The sequence below is a fragment of the Gottfriedia acidiceleris genome (genome assembly GCF_023115465.1).
Classification (GTDB): Bacteria; Bacillota; Bacilli; order Bacillales; family Bacillaceae_G; genus Gottfriedia; species Gottfriedia acidiceleris_B.
The window spans coordinates 555,939-582,850 of record NZ_CP096034.1; the positions used below are offsets into that span (position 1 = coordinate 555,939).

The 26,912-nt window shown below is 34.4% G+C and carries 18 protein-coding genes and 1 other annotated feature; of the genes, 15 read left to right on the top strand and 3 right to left on the bottom strand.

Features of this window, described 5'->3' with window-relative positions; translation table 11 throughout:
* Positions 1-44: 44 nt before the first annotated feature.
* Positions 45-905, top strand: coding sequence for a DNA-3-methyladenine glycosylase family protein (locus tag MY490_RS02605; RefSeq protein WP_248267867.1), 861 nt, complete (start codon positions 45-47; stop codon positions 903-905).
* 13 nt (positions 906-918) lie between these two features.
* The gene (gene rlmD, locus MY490_RS02610) at positions 919-2,298 is read left to right on the top strand and encodes a 23S rRNA (uracil(1939)-C(5))-methyltransferase RlmD (protein WP_248267868.1); all 1,380 of its coding nucleotides are present in this window, start codon (positions 919-921) and stop codon (positions 2,296-2,298) included.
* A 116-nt stretch (positions 2,299-2,414) separates the two neighbouring features.
* Here rlmD and MY490_RS02615 read toward each other — a convergent pair whose 3' ends face one another.
* Positions 2,415-2,882, bottom strand: a complete 468-nt coding sequence (locus MY490_RS02615; RefSeq protein ID WP_248267869.1) for a hypothetical protein — start codon at positions 2,880-2,882, stop codon at positions 2,415-2,417.
* 833 nt (positions 2,883-3,715) lie between these two features.
* On the opposite strand from MY490_RS02615, the gene MY490_RS02620 reads away from it, so the two are divergent.
* Both MY490_RS02620 and MY490_RS02625 read left to right on the top strand, forming a co-directional pair.
* Positions 3,716-4,576, top strand: coding sequence for an amidohydrolase family protein (locus tag MY490_RS02620; protein WP_248267870.1), 861 nt, complete (start codon positions 3,716-3,718; stop codon positions 4,574-4,576).
* Between the two features lie 404 nt (positions 4,577-4,980).
* Positions 4,981-6,258: a beta strand repeat-containing protein gene (locus MY490_RS02625; protein WP_248267871.1), complete on the top strand. Its 1,278-nt coding sequence runs from the start codon at positions 4,981-4,983 to the stop codon at positions 6,256-6,258.
* A gap of 176 nt (positions 6,259-6,434) precedes the next feature.
* Here MY490_RS02625 and MY490_RS02630 read toward each other — a convergent pair whose 3' ends face one another.
* Positions 6,435-10,853 carry a pullulanase X25 domain-containing protein gene (locus MY490_RS02630; protein WP_248267872.1) on the bottom strand — a complete coding sequence of 1,473 codons (4,419 nt, stop codon included), beginning with the start codon at positions 10,851-10,853 and terminating at the stop codon, positions 6,435-6,437.
* Between the two features lie 549 nt (positions 10,854-11,402).
* Between MY490_RS02630 and MY490_RS02635 the strand changes: the two genes are divergently transcribed.
* The 5 genes from MY490_RS02635 to pstA all read left to right on the top strand — a co-directional run bounded on the left by MY490_RS02635 (position 11,403) and on the right by pstA (position 16,871).
* A complete protein-coding gene (locus MY490_RS02635; protein WP_248267873.1) occupies positions 11,403-12,629 on the top strand; it encodes a Zn-dependent hydrolase in 1,227 nt (408 codons plus the stop codon).
* A gap of 232 nt (positions 12,630-12,861) precedes the next feature.
* On the top strand, positions 12,862-13,758 hold the full coding sequence (locus MY490_RS02640; RefSeq protein ID WP_248267874.1) for a phosphate ABC transporter substrate-binding protein PstS family protein: 897 nt from the start codon (positions 12,862-12,864) through the stop codon (positions 13,756-13,758).
* Positions 13,759-14,121: 363 nt separating this feature from the next.
* Positions 14,122-15,021, top strand: coding sequence for a phosphate ABC transporter substrate-binding protein PstS family protein (locus MY490_RS02645; protein WP_248269307.1), 900 nt, complete (start codon positions 14,122-14,124; stop codon positions 15,019-15,021).
* Positions 15,022-15,090: 69 nt separating this feature from the next.
* Positions 15,091-15,987, top strand: a complete 897-nt coding sequence (pstC, locus tag MY490_RS02650) for a phosphate ABC transporter permease subunit PstC (RefSeq protein WP_248267875.1) — start codon at positions 15,091-15,093, stop codon at positions 15,985-15,987.
* Positions 15,984-16,871 carry a phosphate ABC transporter permease PstA gene (pstA, locus tag MY490_RS02655; RefSeq protein WP_248267876.1) on the top strand — a complete coding sequence of 296 codons (888 nt, stop codon included), beginning with the start codon at positions 15,984-15,986 and terminating at the stop codon, positions 16,869-16,871. Before pstC ends, pstA begins: the two co-directional genes overlap by 4 nt.
* Positions 16,872-17,001: 130 nt before the next feature.
* On the opposite strand, the gene MY490_RS02660 is transcribed toward pstA, so the two are convergent.
* A complete protein-coding gene (locus tag MY490_RS02660) occupies positions 17,002-17,244 on the bottom strand; it encodes a hypothetical protein (protein WP_248267877.1) in 243 nt (80 codons plus the stop codon).
* A gap of 299 nt (positions 17,245-17,543) precedes the next feature.
* Positions 17,544-17,779 (top strand) — a binding site (T-box leader).
* A 65-nt stretch (positions 17,780-17,844) separates the two neighbouring features.
* Here MY490_RS02660 and MY490_RS02665 point away from each other — a divergent pair.
* From MY490_RS02665 to MY490_RS02695, 6 genes are all read left to right on the top strand, one after another.
* Complete coding sequence (locus tag MY490_RS02665) at positions 17,845-19,197, top strand: amino acid permease (RefSeq protein ID WP_248267878.1); 1,353 nt, start codon at positions 17,845-17,847, stop codon at positions 19,195-19,197.
* Positions 19,198-19,818: 621 nt separating this feature from the next.
* The gene (locus tag MY490_RS02675) at positions 19,819-20,811 is read left to right on the top strand and encodes a sugar-binding protein (protein ID WP_248267879.1); all 993 of its coding nucleotides are present in this window, start codon (positions 19,819-19,821) and stop codon (positions 20,809-20,811) included.
* The gene (locus MY490_RS02680) at positions 20,801-22,222 is read left to right on the top strand and encodes a sensor histidine kinase (protein WP_248267880.1); all 1,422 of its coding nucleotides are present in this window, start codon (positions 20,801-20,803) and stop codon (positions 22,220-22,222) included. Before MY490_RS02675 ends, MY490_RS02680 begins: the two co-directional genes overlap by 11 nt.
* A gap of 17 nt (positions 22,223-22,239) precedes the next feature.
* Positions 22,240-23,781 carry a response regulator gene (locus MY490_RS02685; protein ID WP_248267881.1) on the top strand — a complete coding sequence of 514 codons (1,542 nt, stop codon included), beginning with the start codon at positions 22,240-22,242 and terminating at the stop codon, positions 23,779-23,781.
* Positions 23,782-24,123: 342 nt separating this feature from the next.
* A complete protein-coding gene (locus MY490_RS02690; RefSeq protein WP_248267882.1) occupies positions 24,124-25,272 on the top strand; it encodes a sugar ABC transporter substrate-binding protein in 1,149 nt (382 codons plus the stop codon).
* Positions 25,273-25,383: 111 nt separating this feature from the next.
* Complete coding sequence (locus tag MY490_RS02695) at positions 25,384-26,898, top strand: sugar ABC transporter ATP-binding protein (protein ID WP_248267883.1); 1,515 nt, start codon at positions 25,384-25,386, stop codon at positions 26,896-26,898.
* The last annotated feature ends 14 nt before the right edge of the window (positions 26,899-26,912 follow it).

The window sequence follows — 26,912 nt, forward strand, 5'->3', positions numbered from 1 at the left end:
TTATGCTATAATACACTTCAGAGTAATTAAGGAGGAACGGGAGAATGTGGAAGGAAGAGGTTGCTTTAGAAACACAATATCAATGGGAAGAAGTGCTAAAGAGATTAGAGCATGAACCAACATTTACAGTGCATTATGCTGAAAAGCGGTTAAGCATTCCACTTTATATTGATGGGGATCAAGCAGTTGTAAAGGTTAAGAAAATAAATGATGCTCCGGTTCAGTTTGAAGTCATTAGTGAACATGAAAATAAAGAGAAAATTCTCGAAGAAGTTGCTACTATTTTGCAATGGCAAACAGAATTTGAAGAACTACATCATCATTTAAGACAAACTACAATTTCTCCTCTAATTGACCTTTTTGGACATACACCAATTACCGTTTCAAATGATCCTTTTGCCTGTTTAATTACATGTATTATTCATCAACAAATACAGCGTACATTTGCTATCCAAGTAACAAAACGATTTGTTCGAATGTATGGTGAAAGAATTGGTAATTCGTGGTTTTTTCCATCTCCTGAAATAATTGCTAATTTAACAATAGATGAGTTAAGAGATTTGCAGCTTAGTACTAGAAAAGCTGAATATATGATTGGAATTGCTAAAGCTTGGAGTGAAGGAGTTTTAAGTCATCAAGATTATCGGACATTATCTTCGGATGAAATTTCAAAGGAGTTAATCAAACTTAAGGGAGTCGGTCCTTGGACAGTTGAAAACTTCTTATTATTTGGTCTAGGTCGAAAAGATATTTTCCCAGTTGGTGATGTTGGAATTCAAATCGCACTTCAAAAGCTTTTAAATTTAGATGAAAAGCCTTCGAAAGAAATAATGGATTATGTAAAAGAGCAGGTTTCTCCGTTTGGAAGCTACGCTGCCCTTTATCTTTGGAAGAGCATAGAATAATGGAGTTGTATATATGAGCAATCAGTTAGAAAATAAATTAGAAGTAGGCCAATCCTTTCCTATTACAATTAAACGTATTGGGATTAATGGTGAGGGTGTCGGTTACTTCAAACGACAAGTAGTCTTTATTAAAGGAGCATTACCTGGTGAGGAAGTAGTTGCAGAGGTAACGAATGTTCACAACGGTTTTGCAGAGGGGAAAATTCAACGTATTCGAAAAGCATCACCAGATCGCGTAGAACCAACTTGTAAAATCTACGAAAAATGTGGTGGTTGTCAAATTCAGCATGCATCTTATGAAGGACAACTTCGATATAAACGCGACATTGTCATCCAAGCAATGGAAAAGTATGCGAAAGATTTACTAGAAAAAACACCAATTAAAGAAACGATTGGTATGGAAAATCCTTGGAATTATCGCAACAAAAGTCAGCTTCAAGCTGGGTTAGAAAAAAATAAAATCATCGCTGGACTATATACACAAAACTCTCATAATGTAGTCGATATTGGTCATTGCCCAATCCAACATGAGGATTTAAATAAAATTACAGGTAAAGTGAAGAAAATTTTAACTCGTTTAAATATCCCTGTTTATAATGAACGAAAAAATAAAGGGGTAATTCGAACAATTGTAGCGCGAGTTGGTTTACGTACTGGTCAAATCCAATTAGTACTAGTAACTGGAACGAAAGATTTTCCTCAAAAAAATGATTTAATCAGTGAAATTAAAAAACGAATTCCTGAAGTGACAAGCTTAATGCAAAACATTAATAATCAAATGACTTCAGTGATCTTTGGTCGTGAAACTGTCTATTTATCAGGTGAAGAAGTAATTGAAGAAAAGCTTGGAGACTTATCATTCGAACTATCGGCAAGAGCGTTTTTCCAATTAAATCCTGAACAAACAGTTAAGCTATATAATGAAGTCAAAAAAGCAGCGGCACTTACCGGAACAGAAAAAGTCGTAGATGCTTATTGTGGAGTAGGGACAATCGGACTATGGCTAGCAAAAGACGCAAAAGAAGTTCGAGGCATGGACGTAACGAAAGAAGCAATCATCGATGCGAAAACAAATGCCCTAAGCCATGGATTTACAAATACTCATTACGAAGCAGGTAAAGCTGAACAAGTATTACCGAAATGGTTAAATGAAGGCTGGAAACCAGACGTTATTATAACTGATCCACCGAGAACTGGCTGTGATGAGGAGTTTTTAAATACTGTATTAAAAATTAAGCCGAAGAAATTAGTATATGTTTCTTGTAATCCTTCTACTTTAGCTAGGGATTTAAAGGTATTGAGTAAGAGTTATGATGTGAAGTATTTGCAGCCTGTTGATATGTTTCCGCATACTGCACATGTTGAGTGTGTGGCGGAGCTTGTCTTAAAATAATAAACCTTTGCTAAAATCAGAATAGACATCTGAGAAAAGGCACGAACAGGGGAAAAGATGGAGGGACTAATGTAGTCACCTTTATCCATTTTCCTGTTATTTTATGAGTTTAAACTTTATTTATTTTCTATTTTTTGGGTACCCATTCCATTTGTGTAGTATCCATGATCATAGGTAATGTTGCATTTATCATACCACTTCCCACGAATCTCACCATCACGTTTAAATGTTTTTGTACAGAAATCATAATCCGATGATTTCAACACTTTCACATGTACATCAAAATTTGTTCGCAATTTATTTTGAACATGATCAAATGCAAGAAGAAGTGGAACGATGTAAAACTTTTTCGTGCCTTTCACAACTGTTTCGACAACCACTTCCTTATTTTCAGATGTATACACATTTGTTTTTCCGATAAATCCTTCTTCTTTGTATACTTTGTCGAACACCTTTTCTGCCGAATGGTTTCTTTCTTGAACTTCAAAATTGGATTTAATTGTCGTTCCTTTACAACCACTTAACAACAAGCATATTATAGTTGCAAAAGATATCGCCATTGATTTCTTTTTATTAAGTGACATTAAAACACCTACTTTTCTATTTCTTCCTTCCTTTGCATTATGCAATCTTTAATATTACAAACTTACCTTTTACTGAAACAGTATCGTTTCATAAAGTCCTGTAGTAGAGGGTATCAAGATTAAATGCAAGATATAAATTAGCCATGTTTTTTTCGTATTTTTGTTTCCCAAAATATGTTTGAATATAAAGTTCAATACCGTTGAACCTGATAAACTGATAAATGCTAAATATCCATACCACATCCAATCAATTGTTGAATTTGTAACAGACAGATCATCTGTCATAAATGTCAAGATTATCATGAGTGGTATACTGAGCGGAAATACCACTAAAAATGACCCAAAATAGATAATTGTTATAATTATTCGTGACCTTTTGTTTTCAATCATATGGCTAGCCTCCTATTCATTAGTATACTGAGTATCTATATATCTTTAAATATCGAACAACAATTTAGTTCAATAGTCTAAAAATTTTATTTAGATTTTAATTAAGGGTGTTCATTATGTGTGAACAGTATTTTTTCGGAAGGTGATCTTGCACCAACTTTGTTGATATCAATTAATAAAAACTATGTATCTCCAATTCTTAATCCTACATTGAATAGTTAAAAAATCCCCCTAAGAGAGCTTCTAAATAAATTTGTAAAAAAAGAAAGATCAATTCTTTTGCTGCTAAAGGTGTATTGAATCTACACAGAAGTCTTTAATTTAATAAAGGTTTTTTTCGAAGCATATATATGATACTAGTAAAAATAGGTTAAAAGTAAATAATTTAAAATTCAATAAAGCAATACATTGAAAATAATAGGGTAGAAGAGGGGGAGATTTATATGATTGTTGATTGCCATTTTCATGTGGATGAATCTATGCTGACTTTAGAAAAAATGATCGAGGGGATAGATAAAAATAATATAGCAAAAACTGCTCTAATCCCTCATATGAGTGAAACAATGTTTGAATCGGATAGTACCATTCAGTATCATATCCAACGATTATTCCGTTTTCTAATACTTAATACACCTCAAATTGGGCACAAAATTTATAATGGTCTTGTGAAAGATGGCTATTTGAAACTTTATGGTAATTCATATAAGATTTTTACAAAGCCGCAAAATGATATCGTGGCTAATGCAATTGCAAGATTTCCAGACCGATTTCTTGGTTGGGTAGCAGTGAACCCATTGATTCCTTATTTTATGGAAGAAGTAGAATTCTATCTTAAAAACCCTAGTTTTATTGGGGTAAAAGCTCATCCATTCATGCATGGTTATAGTATTAAAGCTCTTGATCCAGTCGCTGCTTTATGTGAATCAAAAGGTGTACCTATGATTATTCATCTATCTTCTGAGATTGACTCCTATAAATATCTACCAGAAAATTTCCCTAAACTTAAATTAATATTTGCTCACGCTGGCCTACCATTTTGGAAAAAGTTATGGAAATATGTTAAGGAAAAACCAAATGTATATGTTGATACGTCAAGTGACTATCTTAATCCGTTAATTGTAAAACAAGCAGTGGAGGCTTTAGGTTACCATAAAGTTCTTTTTGGTTGTGACGGTCCATATGGAATGAAACAATTTAATGAATATGACTATTCGGACAAGAAAAGTTGGATTGAATGCCTTCTAATTCCTGATAATGAAAAGGAATACATACTTGGAAAAAATTTTTTAGGATTAATTGAATAGGTCAATCTTATCTACTATTTAATGAAGGAAACTTAGTTAGGTTTCACATATTAATATAAAAAATAGACTTATTGATTAAAATGTACCCTTTGTAAAGGACATTGAAAAAAAGTCTATGCAACTTTAAGGAGATGATTTCTGTATTAAACAGGGGGCATCTTCTTGTTTTTGCATTCCTTTAGAATCCTCCTGGAAAACATTTTCCAAGAGGATTAATTACTTTACTAATGTTGTGGCTACGATACATTAGTATTTTAAGAGATAATTGGAGAATTGTGTTGCTTATTAATAAAGTAAAAGGTCGGAAATTGTCACGATTAGCTTCACTTTGAATAGAATAAATTAGGACAAGTCTAAGAACAAAATAGGACAAGTCCAAGAATAAAAAATAAGGAGAGGATAATATGGCAACAATTACGGTGACCAATACTAATGATAGCGGTCCGGGTTCACTTCGAGATGCAGTTGCAATAGCAAACCCAGGTGACACAATTGTCTTTGCGGGACCTGTGCGATCTGGTACCATTATTTTAAGCAGTCCTATAGTTATTAATAAAACCTTAACGATAAGTGGCCCTGGTCCGACAATCAGCGGTAGTAGTACGCGTATCTTTAATATTAGCGGTGCAAATACAGTAACAATTAGTAATCTAACCTTCGAAAATGGTAATGATATTACTGGAGGAGCCATCCTTAATGATGGTGCCACATTGAATGTGATAAGGTCTACGTTCTTAAACAATCATTCATCCCAGTCTGGTGGTGCAATAGCGAATCAGAATTCTGGTGTAGTGAATATTTCCAATAGTATGTTTTCTGGCAACACTTCTAATTTTGGTGGAGCTATAGGAAATTTTCCTAACAGTACTGTCAATATTACAAATAGTATGTTCTTTAACAACAGTGCTACGTCTAATGGTGGAGCTATCGCAAATGATGGGATAGTTAACATCACAAATAGTATGTTCTCTGGTAATACTGCTTCTGGTAGAGGGGGGGCTATTGCAAATGATGGCACACTTACTATTATGAGAAGTACGTTTACTGGCAACAGCGCTCCGAATGGTGATGGTGGCGCTATAGCAAATTTTGGCTCAGGTAAAGTTAGCATTACAAATAGTACGTTTACTAACAATAGTGCTCCAAATGGTGTTGGTGGAGCTATATCGAATAGTGATTCTGGTTCTGAAGTTACTGTTACAAATAGTACGTTCTCTGGCAACAGCTCTAATTTCGGTGGGGCTATAGGGAATTTTTCTGGCAGTACAGTCAATATTACAAATAGTACGTTCTCTAACAATAGCGCTACGCGTAATGGTGGTGCTATAACAAATGATGGTACACTTATCGTTATGAGAAGTACGTTTACTAATAACAGTGCTCTTAATGGTGATGGAGGAGCAATATCCAATACTGGAACAGCAACGATTGATAGAAGTACGTTTACTAACAATAGTGCTCCAAATGGTGTTGGTGGAGCTATAAAGAATGCTGGAACAATGACAGTCGATAGAAGTACTTTCAATGGCAACACAGCTACGAGTGGAGGGGCTATTGCGAATACTGGTACAATCACTATTACAAATAGTACGTTCTCTAACAACAGTAATCCGCAAATAACTGGTGCATCTGACCCAACTTGTAACGACGATGACGATGACGACGATGACGACGATGATTAGGGACACCTTTCCTTATCATCAATGTGGAAAACGCTTCCTTTCATTACTCGAAGCTTAGTGAGGAGCGGATTTTCCTGAGTACCGCGGCCAGACATGAGAAATAACAAAGAAAGCGAGAGTTTGCGGTGAATCTAAAAGGCCTGCCGATTTTTTGGCAGACCTTTTATTTTTTTTATTTACTTAGACTCACTAATCGTTTTATTCATAACATCAATCACGTAGTTTTTTGTGTTTTTGTTGATCGAACCACCATCACCTTTAAAAATCGTGGTTTTAGTTGAATCAGTTGGTTCAATGTGTACTGGTACTTGTGTTTGACCTTCTTTTAGATTAAAAGATTGGGTGAAATTCATATCATTATTTACAGTTACTTTTTCTCCATTGATAGTGAGGTTAGCGCCTTTAATAGAATTCCCTTTGACAGTCAAGGTTGAACCATTCACATCAATTTGGCTTACTACAAGTGGCTTATCAATCCAACGTAAAATCGTATCTTGGACTGTCATTTTGTTACCACCTTGATTTGAAACAACTATTTTCATATCGGTTCCAGTCGCACCGTAACCATAGTAGCTGATATCATCATCTGATGGATCAGATGGTGTATGGTCAGCTAATCCTTCATGATCCCATGTGTTGTCTCTTGTGTATTTGTAAGTAATTTCAGTTCCTTCCTCAAGCTCAACTGAATATTCCCAATCTGGTGTAACTGCACCATTTCTGCTCATTGACCAAGCACCTGTATTCCAACCGTTTAAGCTGTTAGGTATATTCATTTGTGCTGACAATGGAGTGTCAGCCGGTGCATGAACCTTAAAGGTGACTTGTACCATGACAATATCTGGTGTGACAGCTACAGTATTTGAGTCCACATAGTTTCCTGCTTGATCAAAGACTCGGATTTGGTAATTATAAGTTGTACCGTTTGTGACCTGATAGTCACGGAAGGTAGTAGTGTCCCCATTTACTGAAGTAAGTATATGACCATCACGATAAATGACAGATTTATATGGCTGATCTGGCTGCGTAAGTTTCCAGTTTAAGTTAACCTGACCAGATTCCTGAATGGGTGTTTCCAAAGCGACCTTACTAGCAGGGGGAGTAGTATCTAAACTGCTACGTGTATAATTCACTTCTTCTGTTTCAGAGTATACCCATGTATTTCCTAAATCAGGTGTAAAGGCCATTCGATATTCATATATGCCAGCCTCTAATGGTGTGAAGCTACCTTGGAACTCATTAGCTTGATTTTCATGAGATTGACCATTATATAGAGCCTTGTATGATTCCCAAGCAGTCTGGCCTTTCATTCTTACCTGAAGTTCCGCCATAATTCCTTCAGCTGGGCCTGTTTCTGTTGCACCTTGCAAGTAAAAAGTAGCTTTAACAGTAGAATCAAGCGCTAAATTCAGTTCCTGATTGGCTAAGGCTGTCATGTCGGACACGCTAGCTTTGCTAACATCGTAATGAGGAACGAGACCAACTGAGACTGCAGGTTCAGATTCGTTCCCATTAGAATCTACAGCAGTTACAGAAAAATAGTAGTTACGGCCATTATTTAAATCTGAAATGGTTACATTAGTGTCTTTCGTTTCTTTTACTTTTGTCCATAATCCGCCAGCAACTGTTGATTGATAGACATTGAATTTTGTGCCAGTTCCTGTCCAGTTTAACGTAATTTGTTTAGAGCCTACAGTACCGATTACATTTTTAACTGACTGTGGATTTTTCACGTCATTACTAGAAAGTAACATTCTTCCTGATTCAGCAGGTATGGTCAATGTTAACTTGCCATCCTTCACTGTAGCAGCGTATTTTTTATCTAATTGGTCTTCTAGACGAATTCCGTTTGCAATCAGATTTTTTGTGTCAACATCAACAGTTTGTGCAGTTTTCCCTCTGTTGATGATGATAAGAGCTGATTTTGTGCCTTTAGTACGAACGTAAGCTAATACATCATTTTTAGCATAAATATGGTGAAGATCACCATGACTAAATAGATCGGAATTTTTACTACGAATTTGACCAATATTTTGATAATGTTTAATCAAATCTTGGTTTTCATTTCCCCATGGATACGTACGGCGATCATCTGGATCTTTTGAACCTGTTTGACCTGCTTCATCTCCATAATAAATGGTCGGTGCACCAGGGTAACCCATTTGAAGGATAGAGGCTAGCTTTAATCGTTTCACACCTTCATTGTAATTATAGTTCGGATCTTGTTCAGCTCTGTTATAAGTATCTGTTCCGTTGCCTAAAAGGAATATAGCTCGGGCAGTATCATGAGATCCCATTAGATTCATGAGAGCATAAAAAGCTTCCTTTGGATAATCCTCTTGTACTGCAAGGAGTGAGTTTTGTGCATTTTCTGCATTACCATTCTTTAGATAATCTAATACGGCACCTCTGAAACGATAATTCATTACGGAGTCATATTGATCTCCTAAAAAGTATTTGGAAGCATCATCCCAAATTTCTCCTAAAATAAGTGGTTTTTCATCTTTTTGAAGAGTTTGTCCTGAACCAGTCATCGTTTTGGATTTAATTTCTTTTCGAAATTCCTGCCAAAATGCGCTGTCTACTTCATTCGCTACATCTAAACGCCAACCAGAAGAACCTCGATCAATCCATGATTTGCTTACAGAGTCCTTATCGTACATTATATAGTTAGCCAATTCAGTGTTATTAAGTTCACTAAGGTGGTCAACTTTTGAACCTTCTTTTGATTCAAATACTGGGAGACTATCATAGCCCCACCAACCTTCATACTTATAATGTTCTCCAGTTGATACACCGTTTACTTTTTCGTTTGGCACTTTAACATTTTCAATATGAAACCAGTTTTCAAAACCGTACGGGCTAAAAGATTGGCCTTCGGAGATAAATTGCTTTTTCGCTTTCTCTTTAGCAGTAGCTTCGGACAATTTTTCATTATTCATTAAATCATAAATGCGAGACCAATATTCATATGCACCTACTGTATTATATTTATTATAGCGGTCAAAATAGATTGAATCGTCTGAGACGTGGTTAAAAACACCGTCTAAAATTAAGTGCATATTACGTTTTGCTAATTCTTTTGTGAAATCCTTAAATTCTTTTTCTGAACCAAACATTGGGTCAACTAATTTATAATCTGTTGCATCATATTTATGATTAGATGGTGCAAGTGCAATCGGATTTAAATAGAGTGTGTTGACCCCTAGTGATTGAAGGTAATCAAGCTTAGATTTGATTCCATCGATGTCTCCTCCATAAAAATCATTACTAAACTCTCCATCTCCAGTATATGTTCCAGTTCCTTGTTCATTAGGATTATCAGGTAAGCTTGACCAAGAAGCAGGATGTTCGATTGGCTGATTACCACGAGCACCAATTTTATCCTTGACATTGTCATTGGCCTTATTTCCGTTAAAAAAGCGATCAGGGAAGATTTGATAGACTACAGCTTCTTTCATCCAATCTGGTGTTTGATAACTAGGGTCATATACTGTCAGTTGGAAAAGGCTTGCATTTTTATCTACTGCTTTTCCAGTATGACCTTCTTGTGTGTCTTCTCCATATTCTGCTGTTGTATCTTGATCTCTGACAATGAACTTATACCCATGAATCCCTTTGTCAGTTGGCGTAAACGTAGCTTCCCAGTATTCAAGGTCACCTTTGCTATTTGTATTTGACCAGCCTACATTTTTCATAGCCAAGACCTTTGTTGTGCCAGAATTATAGTTTTTTACATAAAGGCTCGCGCTTGTTAAATCTCCTTTTTTAGCCGATATCCGGAAGGTGACAGGTGTCTTTTCTGGAACGGCACCAAATGGCTTTTTGTATACTTGGTCCCATGAATCATGATAGAGTGCATTCTGATCAATCAAGCCATCAGAGCCTGTTGGTTTATAATCTGTATAAACTTCTTTAGTTTGGTAATTAAAGAAAAATGTAATAGTAGTTTGAGAGAGTACAGTTAACTTCTGATTGGAAGTAGGGTAGGACTCTGTCCAATCTTTTCCTAGTACAATCTTGTATTCGTAAGTACCACTTGGCACTTTTGTAGTAAATGAATAGATATTTTTAAAATTATCATCTTTTAAAAAGGCTGTTGAGTCTGCTGGACTCCAAGCTGATCCTGCATTAATAGCAGGCTGGATCGTTCCAACAAGACGTGGTTGTTTTTCCTCTGCTACAGCGGTGTAGTGAGTGCTATCAGTAATTGAATGAGTGTTATCATTATAGTAGAAAGTGACATCCTTTTGTTCGGATAGTATTAGTTTAATGTTGTTGCCACCAGGATTTCCGCCTTCACCGTAATTTTCAGACCAGTTTCCACCAATGGCGATTTTGTACTCATATTCACCAGCCGGTAAAGTACCAGTAAATGTATAGAGACCATTTCCTTTATATACCATTTCAGTTTGGTGCGAAGATGGGTCCCAGTCACTTGAATTTCCTAACAACTTTTGAAAGCTTCCTACAAGTACAACTTGTCTAGCTGTCGTTTCTGCTGCTTTTACATTTGTAAAAAATCCCGGAAACATCTGGAGAACTAATCCTAATACAGTAACAAGCGATAATATTGATCTCTGTTTTCTCCTCATGAAAAAACCCCTTTCTCTTTCTAAATTAGGAAAACGATTAGACAAAAGATGCAATAAAAATATGTATGTAGGTAATGCTAATTTATTGCAAACGTTTGCACAAATTGTTTTCAACATAATTATATCTTTTTATGAACACAAATCAATGGGAAATAGCAAAATAATACAAATTTTCTGAATTATGGACACGTAATGTCAGTCTTAGAAAGGGCTCAAATAAATAATGTTAATTGTCCTTTAGGGATTAGGTAATTAATTATAGTTTAAGACGATTAGGGTTCTAAAATAAGGTAGAAATCTGTTAACGGTCTTCATACATTTAAAAAAATAAAGATAAATGCAGTCAAAAAATAGGAGCACGTCTGTCTTAGTTTTGAATGAATAAGTAAGGTGGAATTCCTAGTATTATAATAGCAGTTTCCATCGTATTATCTAATGAAACAACTTTATTTAAATTGGTAAATATTTTCTCGAATATTTCTAGTTCACTAAATGAATGATCAGCAATTGTTATTGAAGATATTACCCATTATTAAAGGAGGCGTTCATATGATCAGAACGAATGCTAATCGGCTTCAAAAATTAATTGAGTTGTTTAGTGAATATGGTAAAACAGAAAACAACGGGGTAACAAGATTAGCATTATCTGCTGAAGATATTGCTGCAAGGGGAAAATTTCAAGCATTATGTGAAGATGTGGGAATGACAGTAAAGCATGATGATATGGGGAATATGTATGCTACTTTACCGGGGAAACAAAACTTGCCTCCAATTGTAATTGGTTCCCATTTGGACTCAGTTATTAAGGGAGGACGTTTCGATGGCGTACTAGGCGTACTCACAGCTTTAGAGACTGTTTATACAATAATAGATGAAAAAATCGAATTAGATTACCCAATTACAATTGTCAATTTTACAAATGAAGAAGGGGCAAGATTTGAGCCATCTCTAATGTCTTCGGGAGTACTGTCAGGTAAATTCGATAAAGAGAAGATGAGTACTTCAACTGATAAAAATGGGATATCATTTGCTCAAGCATTGAATGTAAGTGGTTTCGAAGGTTCTGAAACAAATCGATTAAAAGAAGCAACTGCTTATATCGAACTACATATTGAACAAGGACCTGTACTGGAACGGAAAAACTTAGAAATCGGGGTAGTAGAAGGTGTACTAGGAATGGTATGCTATGAAATCTCTATATTTGGAGAATCCAACCATGCAGGTACGACGCCAATCAGTATGCGCAAAGATCCGATGTTCACTGCTGCTAATGTGGTAGTAGATTTACAAAAGAAATTACAAAGACTAGATTCAGATCTAGTTTACACAATCGGTCGAATAAATGCATATCCAAATATTCATACGGTCATTCCTTCAGAACTAACCTTTACTTTAGAGGCGAGACATAAGGATCCGAGTGTTATTGCAGAAGTTTCACGTATGGTGGAAGAACTGCCAAAAAATATTAGTGGCTGTCAAGTCAAATCCACACGCCTATGGGATCGAGACACAGTTGACTTTGATGAAGAAGTCGTCAATGCTGTGGAATATGCTTGCAAAGAGCTAGGTTATAAAGAAAATCGCATGTATAGCGGTGCCGGCCATGATGCTCAATTCATTGCTTCCTATATTCCAACGGCTATGATTTTTGTCCCAAGCGTAAATGGGTATAGTCATCGTGAAGATGAATTAACTTCATATGAGGATTGTGCTAAAGGGGCGAATGTATTGCTTAATGCTGTATTAAAGCTATGCCTAGAAAAAGTGAATAAATAAGGCTTATTTCAAAACTACTAGGGTTAAGTGGTTTGTTTTTCATTAATCGTAAACGAAATAAATTGATTCTCTAGACTCTCTAAACTAATTAGAGAGTCTTATTTTTATCATTAATTGATCCTCCTATCCCAACTTTACGAATTATTTACAATCGTTTAAAACTAGGTTAACTATTCTTTTCTATAGTTAGAGATGTAGAAAATAATAATTTTCCTTAGGAGGACAAACAATAATGAAACGTGGATTAAAATTAACATTTGCAGCAATGGCTATTACAGGTATGTTAGCGGGATGTTCTAATAAAGATGAGAAGACAACTGGCAAGACTAGTACAGATGATAAAAAAGTACAATTAACAGGAACAATCGGTGCTGCAGGATCTACAGCATTACAACCACTAGCTGACGAAGCGGCAACTGAATTTATGGCAAAGTTTCCACAAGTTTCAATTACAGTTCAAGGTGGCGGTAGTGGTACTGGTGTAAACCAAGTATCAACTGGAGCAATTCAAATTGGTAACTCAGATGTACCTGCTGCTGATAAATTAGAAGATAAATCATTAGCAAGTTCATTAGTAGAAGCTAAAGTTGCTGGTGTTGGTTATTCAATGGTAACAAATAAAGATGTTGGTGTAGATTCACTTACACTTCAACAAATTGAAGATATTTTCGCTGGTAAAGTAGCAAACTGGAAAGAAGTTGGCGGTAAAGATGAGAAAATTAATGTAATTAACCGTCCAGCATCATCTGGTACTCGTGCAGCGTTTGAAAAGAAAATTATGAAAGATGTTAAGATTAATGATGGAGTAGGAACTGTTCAAGACTCAAACGGTGCAGTTGAACAAGCTGTAAACTCTACACCTGGTGCAATCTCATACCTTGCTAACTCATATTTAATCGGCGATAAAAAAGATGCTTTAAAAACTGTGAAAATTGATGGAAAAGAATCTTCAACTGAAAACATTACTTCTGGTGCATACCCATTCTATTCATATGAGTATATGATTACAAAAGGTGATGCAAAATCTCCAGTAAAAGAATATATTGAATTCATTAGTGGCGATGAATTTGCTAACAAGTTAGTTGAAATGGGTTATATCCCAGCTTCACAAATGGCAGGTTTACAATAATAATGCAATTTAAGCTGACTCAAGAGGTCTATGACTTTTTGAGTCAGTTTTTTTATTTCCTTTAGAATCCACTATATGTTTTCAGTATTCCCAACTTGTCATAGATCAGCACCTGAAACTACTTAAAAGTTTAGCTGCTTTTAAGTAGTTTCTTTTTTATATTTAGCAGATTTAATAAGTAATTAGTATTTTATCGCTACATGCCCATAAATCAATTAAACATACTACCTCTTAAAAAGATTTACAATTTCTTTACGATTGATTAAAACTTGCTTAACCTAAAAACTTTAAAGTAGAGATTGTAAGAGATAACAAACAAAAATTAAATACAAAATTAAAAATAAAAACAAACATTTTAGGGGGATTAAAATGAAACGTGGATTAAAATTAACATTTGCAGCAATGGCTATTACAGGTATGTTAGCAGGATGTTCTAATAAAGATGAAAAAACAACTGGCAAGACTTCAGATGATAAAAAAGTAGAATTAACAGGAACAATTGGTGCTGCAGGATCTACAGCATTACAACCACTAGCTGACGAAGCGGCTACTGAATTTATGGCGAAGTTCCCAAAAGTATCAATTACAGTCCAAGGTGGCGGTAGTGGTACTGGTGTAAACCAAGTATCTACAGGAGCAATTCAAATTGGTAACTCAGATGTACCTGCTGCTGATAAATTAGAAGATAAATCATTAGCAAGTTCATTAGTAGAAGCTAAAGTTGCTGGTGTTGGTTACTCAATGGTAACAAATAAAGATGTTGGTGTAGATTCACTTACACTTCAACAAATTGAAGATATTTTCGCTGGTAAAGTAGCAAACTGGAAAGAAGTTGGCGGTAAAGATGAGAAAATTAATGTGATTAATCGTCCAGCATCATCTGGTACTCGTGCAGCGTTTGAAAAGAAAATTATGAAAGACGTTAAGATTAATGATGGCGTAGGAACTGTTCAAGATTCAAACGGTGCAGTTGAACAAGCTGTAAACTCTACTCCTGGAGCAATTTCTTATCTTGCTAACTCATATTTAATCGGCGATAAAAAAGATGCATTAAAAACTGTGAAAATTGATGGAAAAGAATCTACTACAGACAATATCGTTGCAGGTGATTACCCATTCTATTCTTACGAGTACATGATTACAAAAGGCGACGCGAAATCTCCTGTAAAAGAATATATTGAATTCATTAGTGGCGACGAGTTTGCTGACAAGTTAGTTGAGATGGGTTATATCCCAGCTTCAAAAATGACAGGTTTAGAATAATAGAAAAAATGGGAGTTGGTTTTATACCAACTCTCAAACTAATTTATTAATGGATGATAGGGGTTTATCATGAATTTCAAAAAAAGAAACTTATTTCTAATTGAATACCTTGGAAGAACTCTTGTAACTTTATGTGGTTTCTTAATGATTGGTATTACAATAGCAATAATAGGATTTATTGTTAGTAAAGGAATCCAATCATTTACAGTAAATGATATATCGTTAAGTGAAATTTTGTTTTCAAAACATTGGAGTCCAAATAATGCTTCAAACCCAACATATGGTGCTTTAATTTTTATTGTTGGCTCAATTCTAGTATCTGTTGGTGCTGTAATTATAGCTGCACCAATTGCGATTGCACTAGCAATTTTCATGAATTTTATTTCACCGAAGTTTGGTGAAAAAGTATTAATTCCAGTATTGGAAATTCTAGTTGGTATTCCTTCAGTAGTTTATGGATTTCTTGGTGTAACAATATTAGTTCCTTTTATTAGAAATACAGTAGGTGGCGTAGGGTTTAGTTTAATTGCAGGGATTATTGTGCTTAGTATCATGATTTTACCTACAATTGCAAGTATAGCATCTGATGCTGTCCGAGCTGTTCCTAAAACCTACTTAGAAGCATCATACGGACTAGGTTCAACTAGATGGCAAGCAATTAAATTGGCAATTGTACCAGCTGCAAAAACAAACATTTTAACTGCGATCGTTTTAGGTCTTGCTCGTGCTTTTGGTGAAGCATTAGCAGTACAAATGGTAATCGGTAATACAGTTAAGTTCCCAAATGGTATTTTCGATCCAACAGCAACTTTAACAGGAATATTAACAATGGATATGGCAAATACATTAAACGGTACAGCTTGGAATAACACGTTATGGACCCTAGCAATGATCTTACTTCTAATATCCTTCCTCTTTATACTAGTCATTCGTTTAATTGGAAGAAAAGGAGGATATGAATCATGATCGCAAGAAAAATGGATAAGGTATGGACGGGAATACTTTGTTTAATAGCTGGTTTAGTTGTAATATTATTATTATTTTTATTAAGTGAAATTATTTTAAAAGGTTGGGGATTCTGGGACTTTGATTTCCTATTTGGAAAACCTAGTAATATTCAAGCAGGTGGGGGAATTGGACCACAACTTTTTAATTCATTTTATATCTTAGTGTTAACATTAATTATTTCAGTTCCGATTGGAGTAGGAGCTGGGATTTATATGGCAGAATATGCAAAACCAGGTCGTTTTTTAAATTTCTTAAGACTATGTATTGAAACGTTGGCTTCTTTACCTTCAATCGTAGTAGGATTATTCGGTTTATTAGTATTTGTAACGATGACTGGATGGGGCTACACTTTAATTGGTGGTGCACTTGCGATTTCAATTTTAAATCTTCCAGGTTTAACAAGGGTAAGTGAAACAGCGTTATTAAATGTTCCTAAAACTAGTAAAGAAGGTAGTCTTGGATTGGGAGCTACAAAGTGGCAAACAATTACTAAAATTAGTATCCCAACTGCAATTCCACAGTTAATAACAGGAATTATTTTAGCAGCTGGAAGAATTTTTGGAGAAGCAGCGGCATTAATCTATACTGCTGGACTTACAACGCCTATTCTAAATAATGCTGCTCCATTAAATACACCGATGAATCCGTTTAATATTTTCAGACCAGCAGAAACATTAACAGTTCATATCTGGAAATTAAATTCAGAAGGTATAGTTCCAGACGCGCAAAGCATCGCTACAAAATCTGCAGCAGTCTTAATTGTAATGATCCTGTTATTTAACTTATTTGCTAGATTATTTGCTAAGTTTTTAAATAGACGCTTCACAGGAGCAAAAAGATAATAAAATCTTTATTTTAAAAAATCTCTATGGAAAATCCGTAGAGATTTTTTGTATTAATTGGCCCTGTCCTTTATACATGTTGGGAGTGCTATTTTGATTGAAAATATTATTGTTATGTAACAATTAAAAGTTAAGCGTTTTTTATTTTATCAACCTCACTAAGTAAAGTTTCTAAATGGTTTAAAATTGTCTTAGCTATTTGGTGTTCTTTATTTTGTTCTAACTGTTCTTTAGCAGCTTTAGATAATTCAGTATAATCGTGATGTGAATTTTGGTTATGCTTATCATTTGCTTCAGAGAAGTTGGAAGCATTGCTAAGCTTATGACTTATTTCATCGTGTATACTTTTCAAACTTTCAATCATTTCATTCATTCTTGGCACTCTCCATTTCATTTAGTAATTTTATTCATAGTTGGTATTTACATGTGACTAAAAACGAATTGAAAAATATTAATATTTGAATCAAATATCGTTTGATTTATTTGGATTTAAGGATTAACGAAATTGACAGATGATACTTGAATAAAAGGGTTTTACGGATCTATTTTGCTATTGAACCAATAAGCTTATAATTTGTTTTATCAAAAATATTATCCTAAAAAAACGGTTGACAAGTTTGCTTCACGTCCGTATAGTATTAGTTATTATAAAAAATATTCAGAAATATTTATCAAAACGCAAAGATCAGGAGTAGTAAAAGTTAATGATTAGGTTAAGAGAGCTGCGGGTTGGTGCAACGCAGTCCAATGATACTTTGAACTTGCCTGGGAGTGGTGAAGCGAAAGATTAGATTTAATCTTTTCTCTTGTTTTAACGATTGACCTTCGTTACAAGGTTTTTAAAGTAGGGCTCACAAAAGAGCCAATAAGAGTGGTACCGCGGTAAGCTAAGGCATATCGTCTCTTTCTTCATTTGATTATGAAGAATGAGATGATATGCCTTTTTTGATTTTTTGGGAGGTTAGGATAAGATATGAAAACGGAAAAACGGGATTTACAAAGGACAATGACGTCAAGACATATTACGATGATGGCATTAGGAGGTGCCATTGGGGCAGGTTTATTTAAGGGAAGTAGTTCTGCAATTGATATGGCAGGCCCATCTATCATAATTGCTTACTTGCTAGGAGGCATCATCTTATTATTTATCTTGCAAGGTTTAGCTGAAATGGCGGTTCGCAATAGCGATGCAAGAACATTCAGGGATCTTGTCCAATCTATTTTAGGAAAGTATCCTGCTTATTTCCTTGATTGGATCTATTGGAAAATGTGGGTCCTGAACATCACGGCCGAATCAATCGTTGCTGCCATTTTCATTCAATATTGGTTGCCTGACTACCCAATCTGGATACTGGCATTAATTGTTTCGGTGTTAGTTACAACAATCAACCTGCTATCAGTAAAGGTTTTTGCTGAAACGGAGTACTGGCTTGCCTTAATTAAAATTACTGTCATCATTGTGTTCATCCTAGCTGGATTAGTGTTGTTGCTAGTGAATTTTGGTGATCACAAAGCAGTAGGTTTCCATAACTTAACAGATCATGGCGGTTTCTTTCCGAATGGATCAACAGGTTTAATCTCAGCTATGCTGGTGGTAATTTATTCATATGGTGGCACTGAAATTATCGGGGTCACATTAGCAGAAACGAAAAATCCCGAAAAAGTAGTTCCAAAAGCCGTTCGAAGTACATTGGTCAGAATCATTTCTTTTTATATCATTCCATTTTTTATCATCGTTAGTTTAATTCCTTGGAACAAAGTAAACGGGGTGCCTGAGAGTCCATTTGTGATGGTCTTTAAAATGATAGGGATTCCTGGTGCTGACCATATTATGAACGCCGTTGTTTTAATAGCGATTATTTCATCGATGAACTCTGGATTGTATGGTTCATCTCGCGTTCTGTATACGCAAGCTACGGACGGCCGCATTCCGAAAATCTTTTCAAGATTATCTAAGAGGAAAGTTCCTGTAAACGCAATATTAATGTGTACTTCTACTTTACTTGGCGGTGTACTAATTTCCTTATTTGCAGGAAGCAAGACCTTTGATTTCCTAATGGGCTCGCTTGGATATACCGTATTATTCATCTGGTTGATTATTGCCTTTGCCCATTTGAAATCACGTAAACAGTCATCTGGAAAAACAAGTGACTATTTAGTTAAATGGTTCCCATATACGACTTGGGCTGTGATCATCGCTTTAATGATGATTCTAATTGGAATTATATTCACGACACCAATCATCGTAACGATTATTACACTTTGCATCTATATCTTTATTACGATCACGTATTTATGGAAAAACCGCCTTAACAAAAACTTGTAGAAATTAGTTGGTAAGTTTGGTTTACTTAAGGCAGTTCATGTAGCTACCCCACTTATGCTATACTTTTTCTTCAATTAATAGGTGCTTTACTCTAATGAGTAAAGCTCTTTTTTTGATTATAGATCAAAAAGTTAATTTAACTGTGACTATAAAATATAAGATGTAAGTTGCCATAAATAGTACTCTTCCAAGGCGATTGACTGGGTATGGACAAACCTAGGACAGCGCCACCATATTTTCTAGTGCGGGAGCTGTCGTTTCGGTAAAATCTTTTCAAATAGATGGGGCAGGTGTGCTTCGTCGATACCTGGACCGTTATCATTAATTATGATTTCTGCAAATGGGGTATTGATAACAAGTGATCATTTAATGATACCTTTTGTAGGATCAGTGTTTTGGACAGCATTTTGAACATGATGATTCCCCAATTATAGAAAGGGGATTTTTTTTTGAAAAAATTCCAATATAACGATTTAAAAGTAGCTTAAAGACCATTTTTATGAAGATCTATTTATAAAGCCATTTGTTCATTTAAATAAAAGGGAAAAAATTGTAAAGTTTAATAGTCTTGTAAACTGTATAATCAAAATGTACTATTTTAATATAGGACTGGGGGACGTTATGGAAGAGAAAAAATGGTCGATTATTTTAAGCGTACTTTTTTTATTGTTTGTTTATGTACTTATTCATTTTGAAATAAATGCTAGAAATATTGAAAATTCAGTTCAAAAATTACAGGATCGGGAAGTAGTACCGAAGAAAAAACTCCATTTTGTCCTTATTTCGCAGGAGTTTGATAATCCTTATTGGAGGAAAGTACAAGAAGGGGCAGATGTTGCTGCAGAAAAATATGGAGTAAATGTTGAATATATTGGTCCTTTACGTACAAGTCCGGAAGAACAAATTAAGTTATTAGAAAAGGCAATTGCTTCTCAGGTGGATGGTATTATAGTACAAAGTCTGGATGAGAATACTTTTTCGCCCGTAATTAATAAAGCGGTTACACAACATATTCCTGTTATTACAATTGATACAGATGCGCCTAAAAGTAAGCGTATTGCTTATGTTGGTACAAATAATTTTAACGCGGGAGAGCAGTTAGGAAGAGTTGTTGTAGAGGAAACGAATGGTGTTGGGAAAATTGGCGTTATTATAGGGAGTGAAAAATCAGAAAGTCAGCAGGCGAGGCTAAACGGATTTTTAAGTATTGTTAAAAAGCATCCGAAATTAGTCGTTAAGGATATTGAGTCCTCTAATATATCGATTATTCAAGCAAAGCTTCAAACTGAAAGTATGCTTCGTAATAATAAAGACATTTCAGTTATGGTTGGTACTAGTGCTTTAGACGCGATTGGCATTTTGAATGCATCGAAAAATTTAAAGTTAAATCAAGTTGAGATATTTGGATTTGATAACATTGAAGGTACACTCCAAGCAGTTCAAGATGATGCGATTAAAGCAACTGTTATTCAGAAGCCATATGAAATGGGCTTTCAATCTGTAGGATTATTAATCGATTGGTTACATGGAAACGTTATTAATAAAGAAAATTTTACACCAACCGAGGTGGTGACGAAAGAAACGTTGATCAGGAGGAGAAACGTTGAAAATTAGGACAAAGTTATTTATTTTTATCCCTATTCTAGTTATTTTATTAAATCTAGTTTCATTTTTTGTTTTTGAAAATGGTAAGAAAGTTCAAGAGAGTTATAATTTAATGATTAATAAAATATTTTTATATAAACAAATCTCTTCTGAAACTCAGGAGAATTTAAGCTTGGTGAGTAGTTATATTATTAATCCACAGCCAAAAAACTATCGATCGATTTTGCAACATAAAAGCAATTTACAAAAATTAAAAAAGGAATTGTTAACACATAATGCTACTAAAAATAATCAGCTTGTGTTAGAAAACTTTACCCATATGATAGATTCTTTTCTAGAGTTAGAATCATCGATTACAGATAATTTAGTTTCGCAAAATTTTTCAAGTTATACAGATCAATACCGAGATATAGAGAAAATATCAGGTTTTATTAGAGAGGATAGCCAAAACTTAGTTGATTTAGAGCTTAGTAATTATCAGCCTATTTTTCGAAAGATTATTGCAAATACTCAGTCAATGAATCAATTAGGTGTCCAGTTGTTCGTTATAACGACGATCATTAGTATTGTTTTTGCCATTTGGTTGTCTAGAAGTATTGTCATTCCAATCAATCGATTAGTTTATATGGCTAAACAAATTGGTAAAGGTAATTTTAATGTGGATCCACCCACATTGTATCGAAATAATGAAATTGGTATTCTTGGTAAAATCCTCAATGAAATGTCTAAGAACTTAAGTAATTTAATGATAAAAAATATTGAAATAGTAGAGAAGGATCGCCTTGTAAAGGAGCTTGAGTTAAAAGCTTTACAAAGTCAGATAAACCCGCATTTCCTGTTCAATACATTAAACGTTATATCTAAGTTAGCTTATATTGAAGGGGCTGAGCAAACGAGTGATCTAACTGTATCGACCTCGAATTTGCTACGTTATAATTTACGAAAATTAGACGAGCCTGTAACTCTTTTGGAAGAAGTTAGAAATGCAGAGGAATATTTTTCAATTCAAAAAGCGAGGTTTAGAGATCGTGTACGCTTTGAATTAAATATAGATGAGTCTTGTTTAGGAAATAAAGTTCCTTGTTTAACATTGCAGCCACTTCTTGAAAACGCATTTATACACGGTATCGAGGGGATGGAGCAAGGAGCAGTAATAGGGATTACGATCAAGAATCATGAAAAGTATATTGTCATTGAAATTTATGATAATGGTGCTGGTATGAAAGAAGAGACTAGAGAGGCCCTTTTAACATCGTCTATGCCGATCATCTCTCAAAAAAGCTCAACTGGATTAGGTACAACAAATGTGTTTAAACGCTGGCGTCTCTTTTACGGAGAAGAAGATACTGTTGATATTAAGAGTGAAATAAATAAAGGGACAACCATTCTATTAAAGCTTCCTGTCTCATCAAAAATTTAAAATCAAAGGAGGTACCTATGTATCGTTTATTAATTGTTGATGATGAACCATTAGAGCGCGAGGGACTTGAACTGATGATTAACCGTTCAATGCCTAATCGATTTCAATTTGAACAGGCTGAAAATGGACGAGTTGCGATTGAAAAATCAATAGAATACCAGCCTCATATTATCTTTATGGATATAAAAATGCCTGGAATTCAAGGGCTTGAGGCTGTTTCTGTTATAAAACAAAAACTACCTGATACGAAAATATTCATTGTCACTGCATATGACTATTTTACGTATGCACAGGAAGCCATTTCATTAGGTGTTAAGGATTATATTTTAAAGCCTGCTAAGAAGGATCATATTATTTCATTACTTCAAAAGATGATCGATGAAATCGAAGACGATCATAAGAAAAGATTACAAGAATTAGAGGCTATTGAAAATTTATCTATTATACGTCCGCTCACTGAAAATGAATATACGTTAATGTTAATGTTTAATACTGTACAAGAAATAAATGTGTCTCAATTGTCTAGTATTCTTGGTTTTGAAATTGAGTTAGGTTATGCGAACGTCATTAAATTGCCTAAAGAAATTAGTCAAAATGACAAGGAGCAGAGGAGAATTTATGAATGTGTAAGGCATTTTATGAAATCTTCGAGAAATTGTTTAATTAGCCCTGTTGTAGATGGCCAATTAGCCATATTTATTCCAGTACAGCCAAATCGAGCAGCCGATCTTCAATCGCTTGTACTCTATCAAGATGCTTTAAAAACCATTGAATACATAGAAAATCAAACTGGTTATCAAACAGTGATTGGTATTGGGTCTTTAAAGCAAGGAATTGAAGGGTTACGACAATCTTATAATGAGGCATTCCATGCAAGTTTAGAATGTGATGAGTTAACACGTGTTAATCTGCATTCAGAAAATCTTTCTTTAAGTATACCGGACGAGGAAAAACAAGTTTTAATTGATTCTTTTAGAAAAGCTGATTTAGAAGAAATTATGAAGCAATTTAATAATTTGTATGAAAGATTTGTTAATTATAATGTTAAGCAAGTTAGAGGGGAATTAAATTCACTATTTAATCAAATTTTCCAATCTCTCCGTAGTTCATCGATTGAAGTTGAGAAATTTCATATTCCAGACATTAATGAAATTAGTCAATTGAAGATGATTGTGGAGCAACAAATCATTCATTTAATTACAAAAATCGATCGAGAAAAAGAAATCAAAACGAATCATCTCATGATATTGGCCAGGGAATATATCGCTCATCACTTCATTGAGGATCTCTCACTTGAGCAAGTGGCCAACTATTTAAAATTGAATCCAGTTTACTTTAGCAAACTATTTAAAAAGCAAACAGGTGAGACTTTCAGTGATTACCTAATGAATTTGAGAATTAATAAAGCAAAACAATTAATGGAAAAAAGAGAATTGAATTTAAAAGAAATTTGTTATCAAGTAGGCTATAATGATCCAAATTATTTTAGCCGAGTATTTAAAAAATGTACGAATGAATCTCCTAAGGAATATCGAAAAAAGGTATTAATGAATATTTAATAAGAGGAGAATTTGAACTTTACTTTATTTGAATAATTATTGTTAAAAGAGTCTAACGACGTACTTTATGATCGTATTTACGAATTGCTTTTTAATTTGTACATACTTTTATTGAGTTTCTGTTTGACTCTTTTTTGTTTTGAATCGAAATTTAACTGCACTAATATGTCCTAAAGTTAAGATAATGCTAGTTTTAATATTCTGAATGTAAACGTTTTCTGAGGTTAGGAAAATGAGTGCAGATAATAGACAAAAGAGTGAAGGAAATGGGTAAGCGTTTCCAATGAAAATCGTGATAACCTTATTTATGTAAGCGTAACCAGAAAAAAAGGGGGAAACACTTTGAAAAAGTTATCAAAGATTTTTGCAATCATTTCAGTATTTTTAGTAATGACTCTTGTTGCAGCTGGATGTGGATCGTCAGCAACATCAAGCGATAGCACTTCTGCTGGTAAGAAAAGTAAAGATGGTAAAGTTGATATTGGTATCGTTTTACCTACGAAAGATGAGCCACGTTGGACTCAAGATGAAACTCGCTTTAAAAATGCTTTAAAAGATACAGATTATTCAGTTGAAATTTTATTCTCACAAGGTGACTCTGCTAAAGAAAAAGCAAACGTTGATTCTTTAATTGCAAAAGGCATCAAAGTTTTAATTATTTGTCCTCAAGACGGTGCTGCTGCTGCTGCTTCAGCTGAAGCTGCAAAAGCTGCTGGTGTTAAAGTAATTTCTTACGATCGTTTAATTACAGGTACTGACGCAGTTGATTACTATGTATCATTCGATAGCGTTGCTGTAGGTGCTGCACAAGCACAATATCTTGTAGACCATGCTTCAGGTAAATCAGGTCAACCTTTATACCTATACGCAGGTGCTGCATCTGATAACAATGCATTCTTATTCTTCCAAGGTGCTTGGAAAGTTCTTCAACCAAAAATTGCTGATGGTACATTCAAAGTTGAGAATTCAGCAGCAGCAAATAGCTTAAAAGCTAAAGCTGATTTAACTCGTGATGAGCAAGCAAAAATTATTGGTCAAGTTACAACTAACTGGGACTTCAATGTAGCTAAAAACTTAACTGCATCTAACTTAACAAAAGCTTCAAAAGCTGATAAAGGGGATGTATTAGTTCTTGCTCCAAACGATGGAACTGCTCGTTCAATCGCTGATACATTTAAATCAGATAAAGACGTATCTTCATATGTAATTTCTGGTCAAGATGCTGAAAAAGCTTCTGTACAATACATTATTGATGGAAAACAATCTATGACTGTTTTCAAAGATGTTCGTACTTTAGTTAAAGATGCAATCGCTACTGCAACTTCAATCTTAAAAAATGAAACACCTGATGCTTCAGGCGTTACAAACAACGGTAAAGCTGATATCAAAACAAAACAAACAGATATTATTGTTGTTGATCAAAGCACAGTGAAGAAAGACTTAGTTGATTCTGGATACTATAGTGCTTCAGACTTCACTGGATTGAAGTAATTAATAGAAGGAAAACCTTGCAAAATAGTGATGGTCTAACCGTCACTATTTTGTTAATTATTCAATTTAATCAATGACTCAAGTAGAGGGCAAATTTGGGAGACTGATCATATGAGTGAATTTATTTTAGAGATGAGAAATATCTCAAAAGAGTTTCCAGGTGTTAAAGCATTAAGTGATGTTAACTTCAAGGTTAGAAAAGGGGAAATACATTGCTTAGTTGGTGAAAATGGTGCTGGAAAATCAACCTTAATGAAAGTTTTAAGTGGTATTTATCCATTTGGAACATATACAGGCGATATTGTTTTTGAAGATGAAGTGCAAAAGTTTTCAAAAATAAGCGATAGTGAAAAAAAGGGTATCGGAATCATTTATCAAGAGTTATCTCTTTTTCCAGAGCTGTCTGTATACGAAAATATTTTTATCGGACATGAAATTAAAAAGGGAATGACTGTTGATTTCAATGAAACAATTGTAAAAGCAATTGAATTACTTAAAAAAGTAAAACTAGATGTAAATCCTGACGTGCAAATTAAAGAGTTAGGTGTAGGGAAGCAACAACTTGTTGAAATAGCAAAAGCACTTAGTAAAGATGTTAAATTACTTATTCTTGATGAGCCCACTGCTGCCTTAAATGAAGATGATAGTGAAAACCTACTTTTCTTGATGGGAGAATTAAAAAATCAAGGAATTTCTTGTATTATGATTTCACATAAACTTAAAGAAGTAATTGCTGTCGCAGATACGGTTACTGTACTTCGCGACGGGAAAACGATTTGCTCTTTAAATAAAGAAGAAATCACCGAAAACACAATAATAAAGCACATGGTTGGTCGCGAAATTGACGATATATATCCGAAACGTCCAAACCAAAAGTTTGGTGAAGTTTCATTAGAATTAAAAGACTGGAATGTATACGATCCAAAATTAGGTCGAATGATTCTTCATAATATCAATCTAAATGTTCGAAAAGGTGAAATTATCGGTATTGCTGGATTGATGGGATCAGGTCGAACCGAACTTGCGAAAAGTATTTTTGGAAATCCTACAAATTTCAAACTTGATGGTTCTGTTTTAGTGCAAGGTGAGCAAAAGCGTTTTAAACATCCAAAAGATGCAATAAAAGCTGGAGTAGCCTATGTGACAGAGGATCGTAAAGGCGATGGATTAATTCTAGAACAAGATATTAAAAACAATATTTCAATTACGAACTTATTTGAAATTTCGAAATCAAGTGTAATCAATCAACATGAAGAAATCGTCGTTGCAAATGATTACTTAAACAAGTTAAACATAAAAGCTCCTTCAATCACTTCAATCGTTGGAAAATTAAGTGGTGGTAATCAGCAAAAAGTATCATTGAGTAAATGGTTATTTACAAATCCCAATGTACTTATTCTCGATGAACCTACTCGTGGAATAGATGTAGGGGCAAAATTTGAAATCTATAGTTTTATGAATCTACTGGTTGAACAAGGCATGAGCATTATCATGATTTCCTCTGAACTTCCAGAAGTCCTTGGTATGAGTGACCGAATTTATGTTATGGCAGAAGGTAAAATAACAGGGGAATTATTAAGAGAAGAAGCAACTCAAGAGAGCGTTATGGCTCTAGCTACCGTTTAAGAGAGGTTGAATAA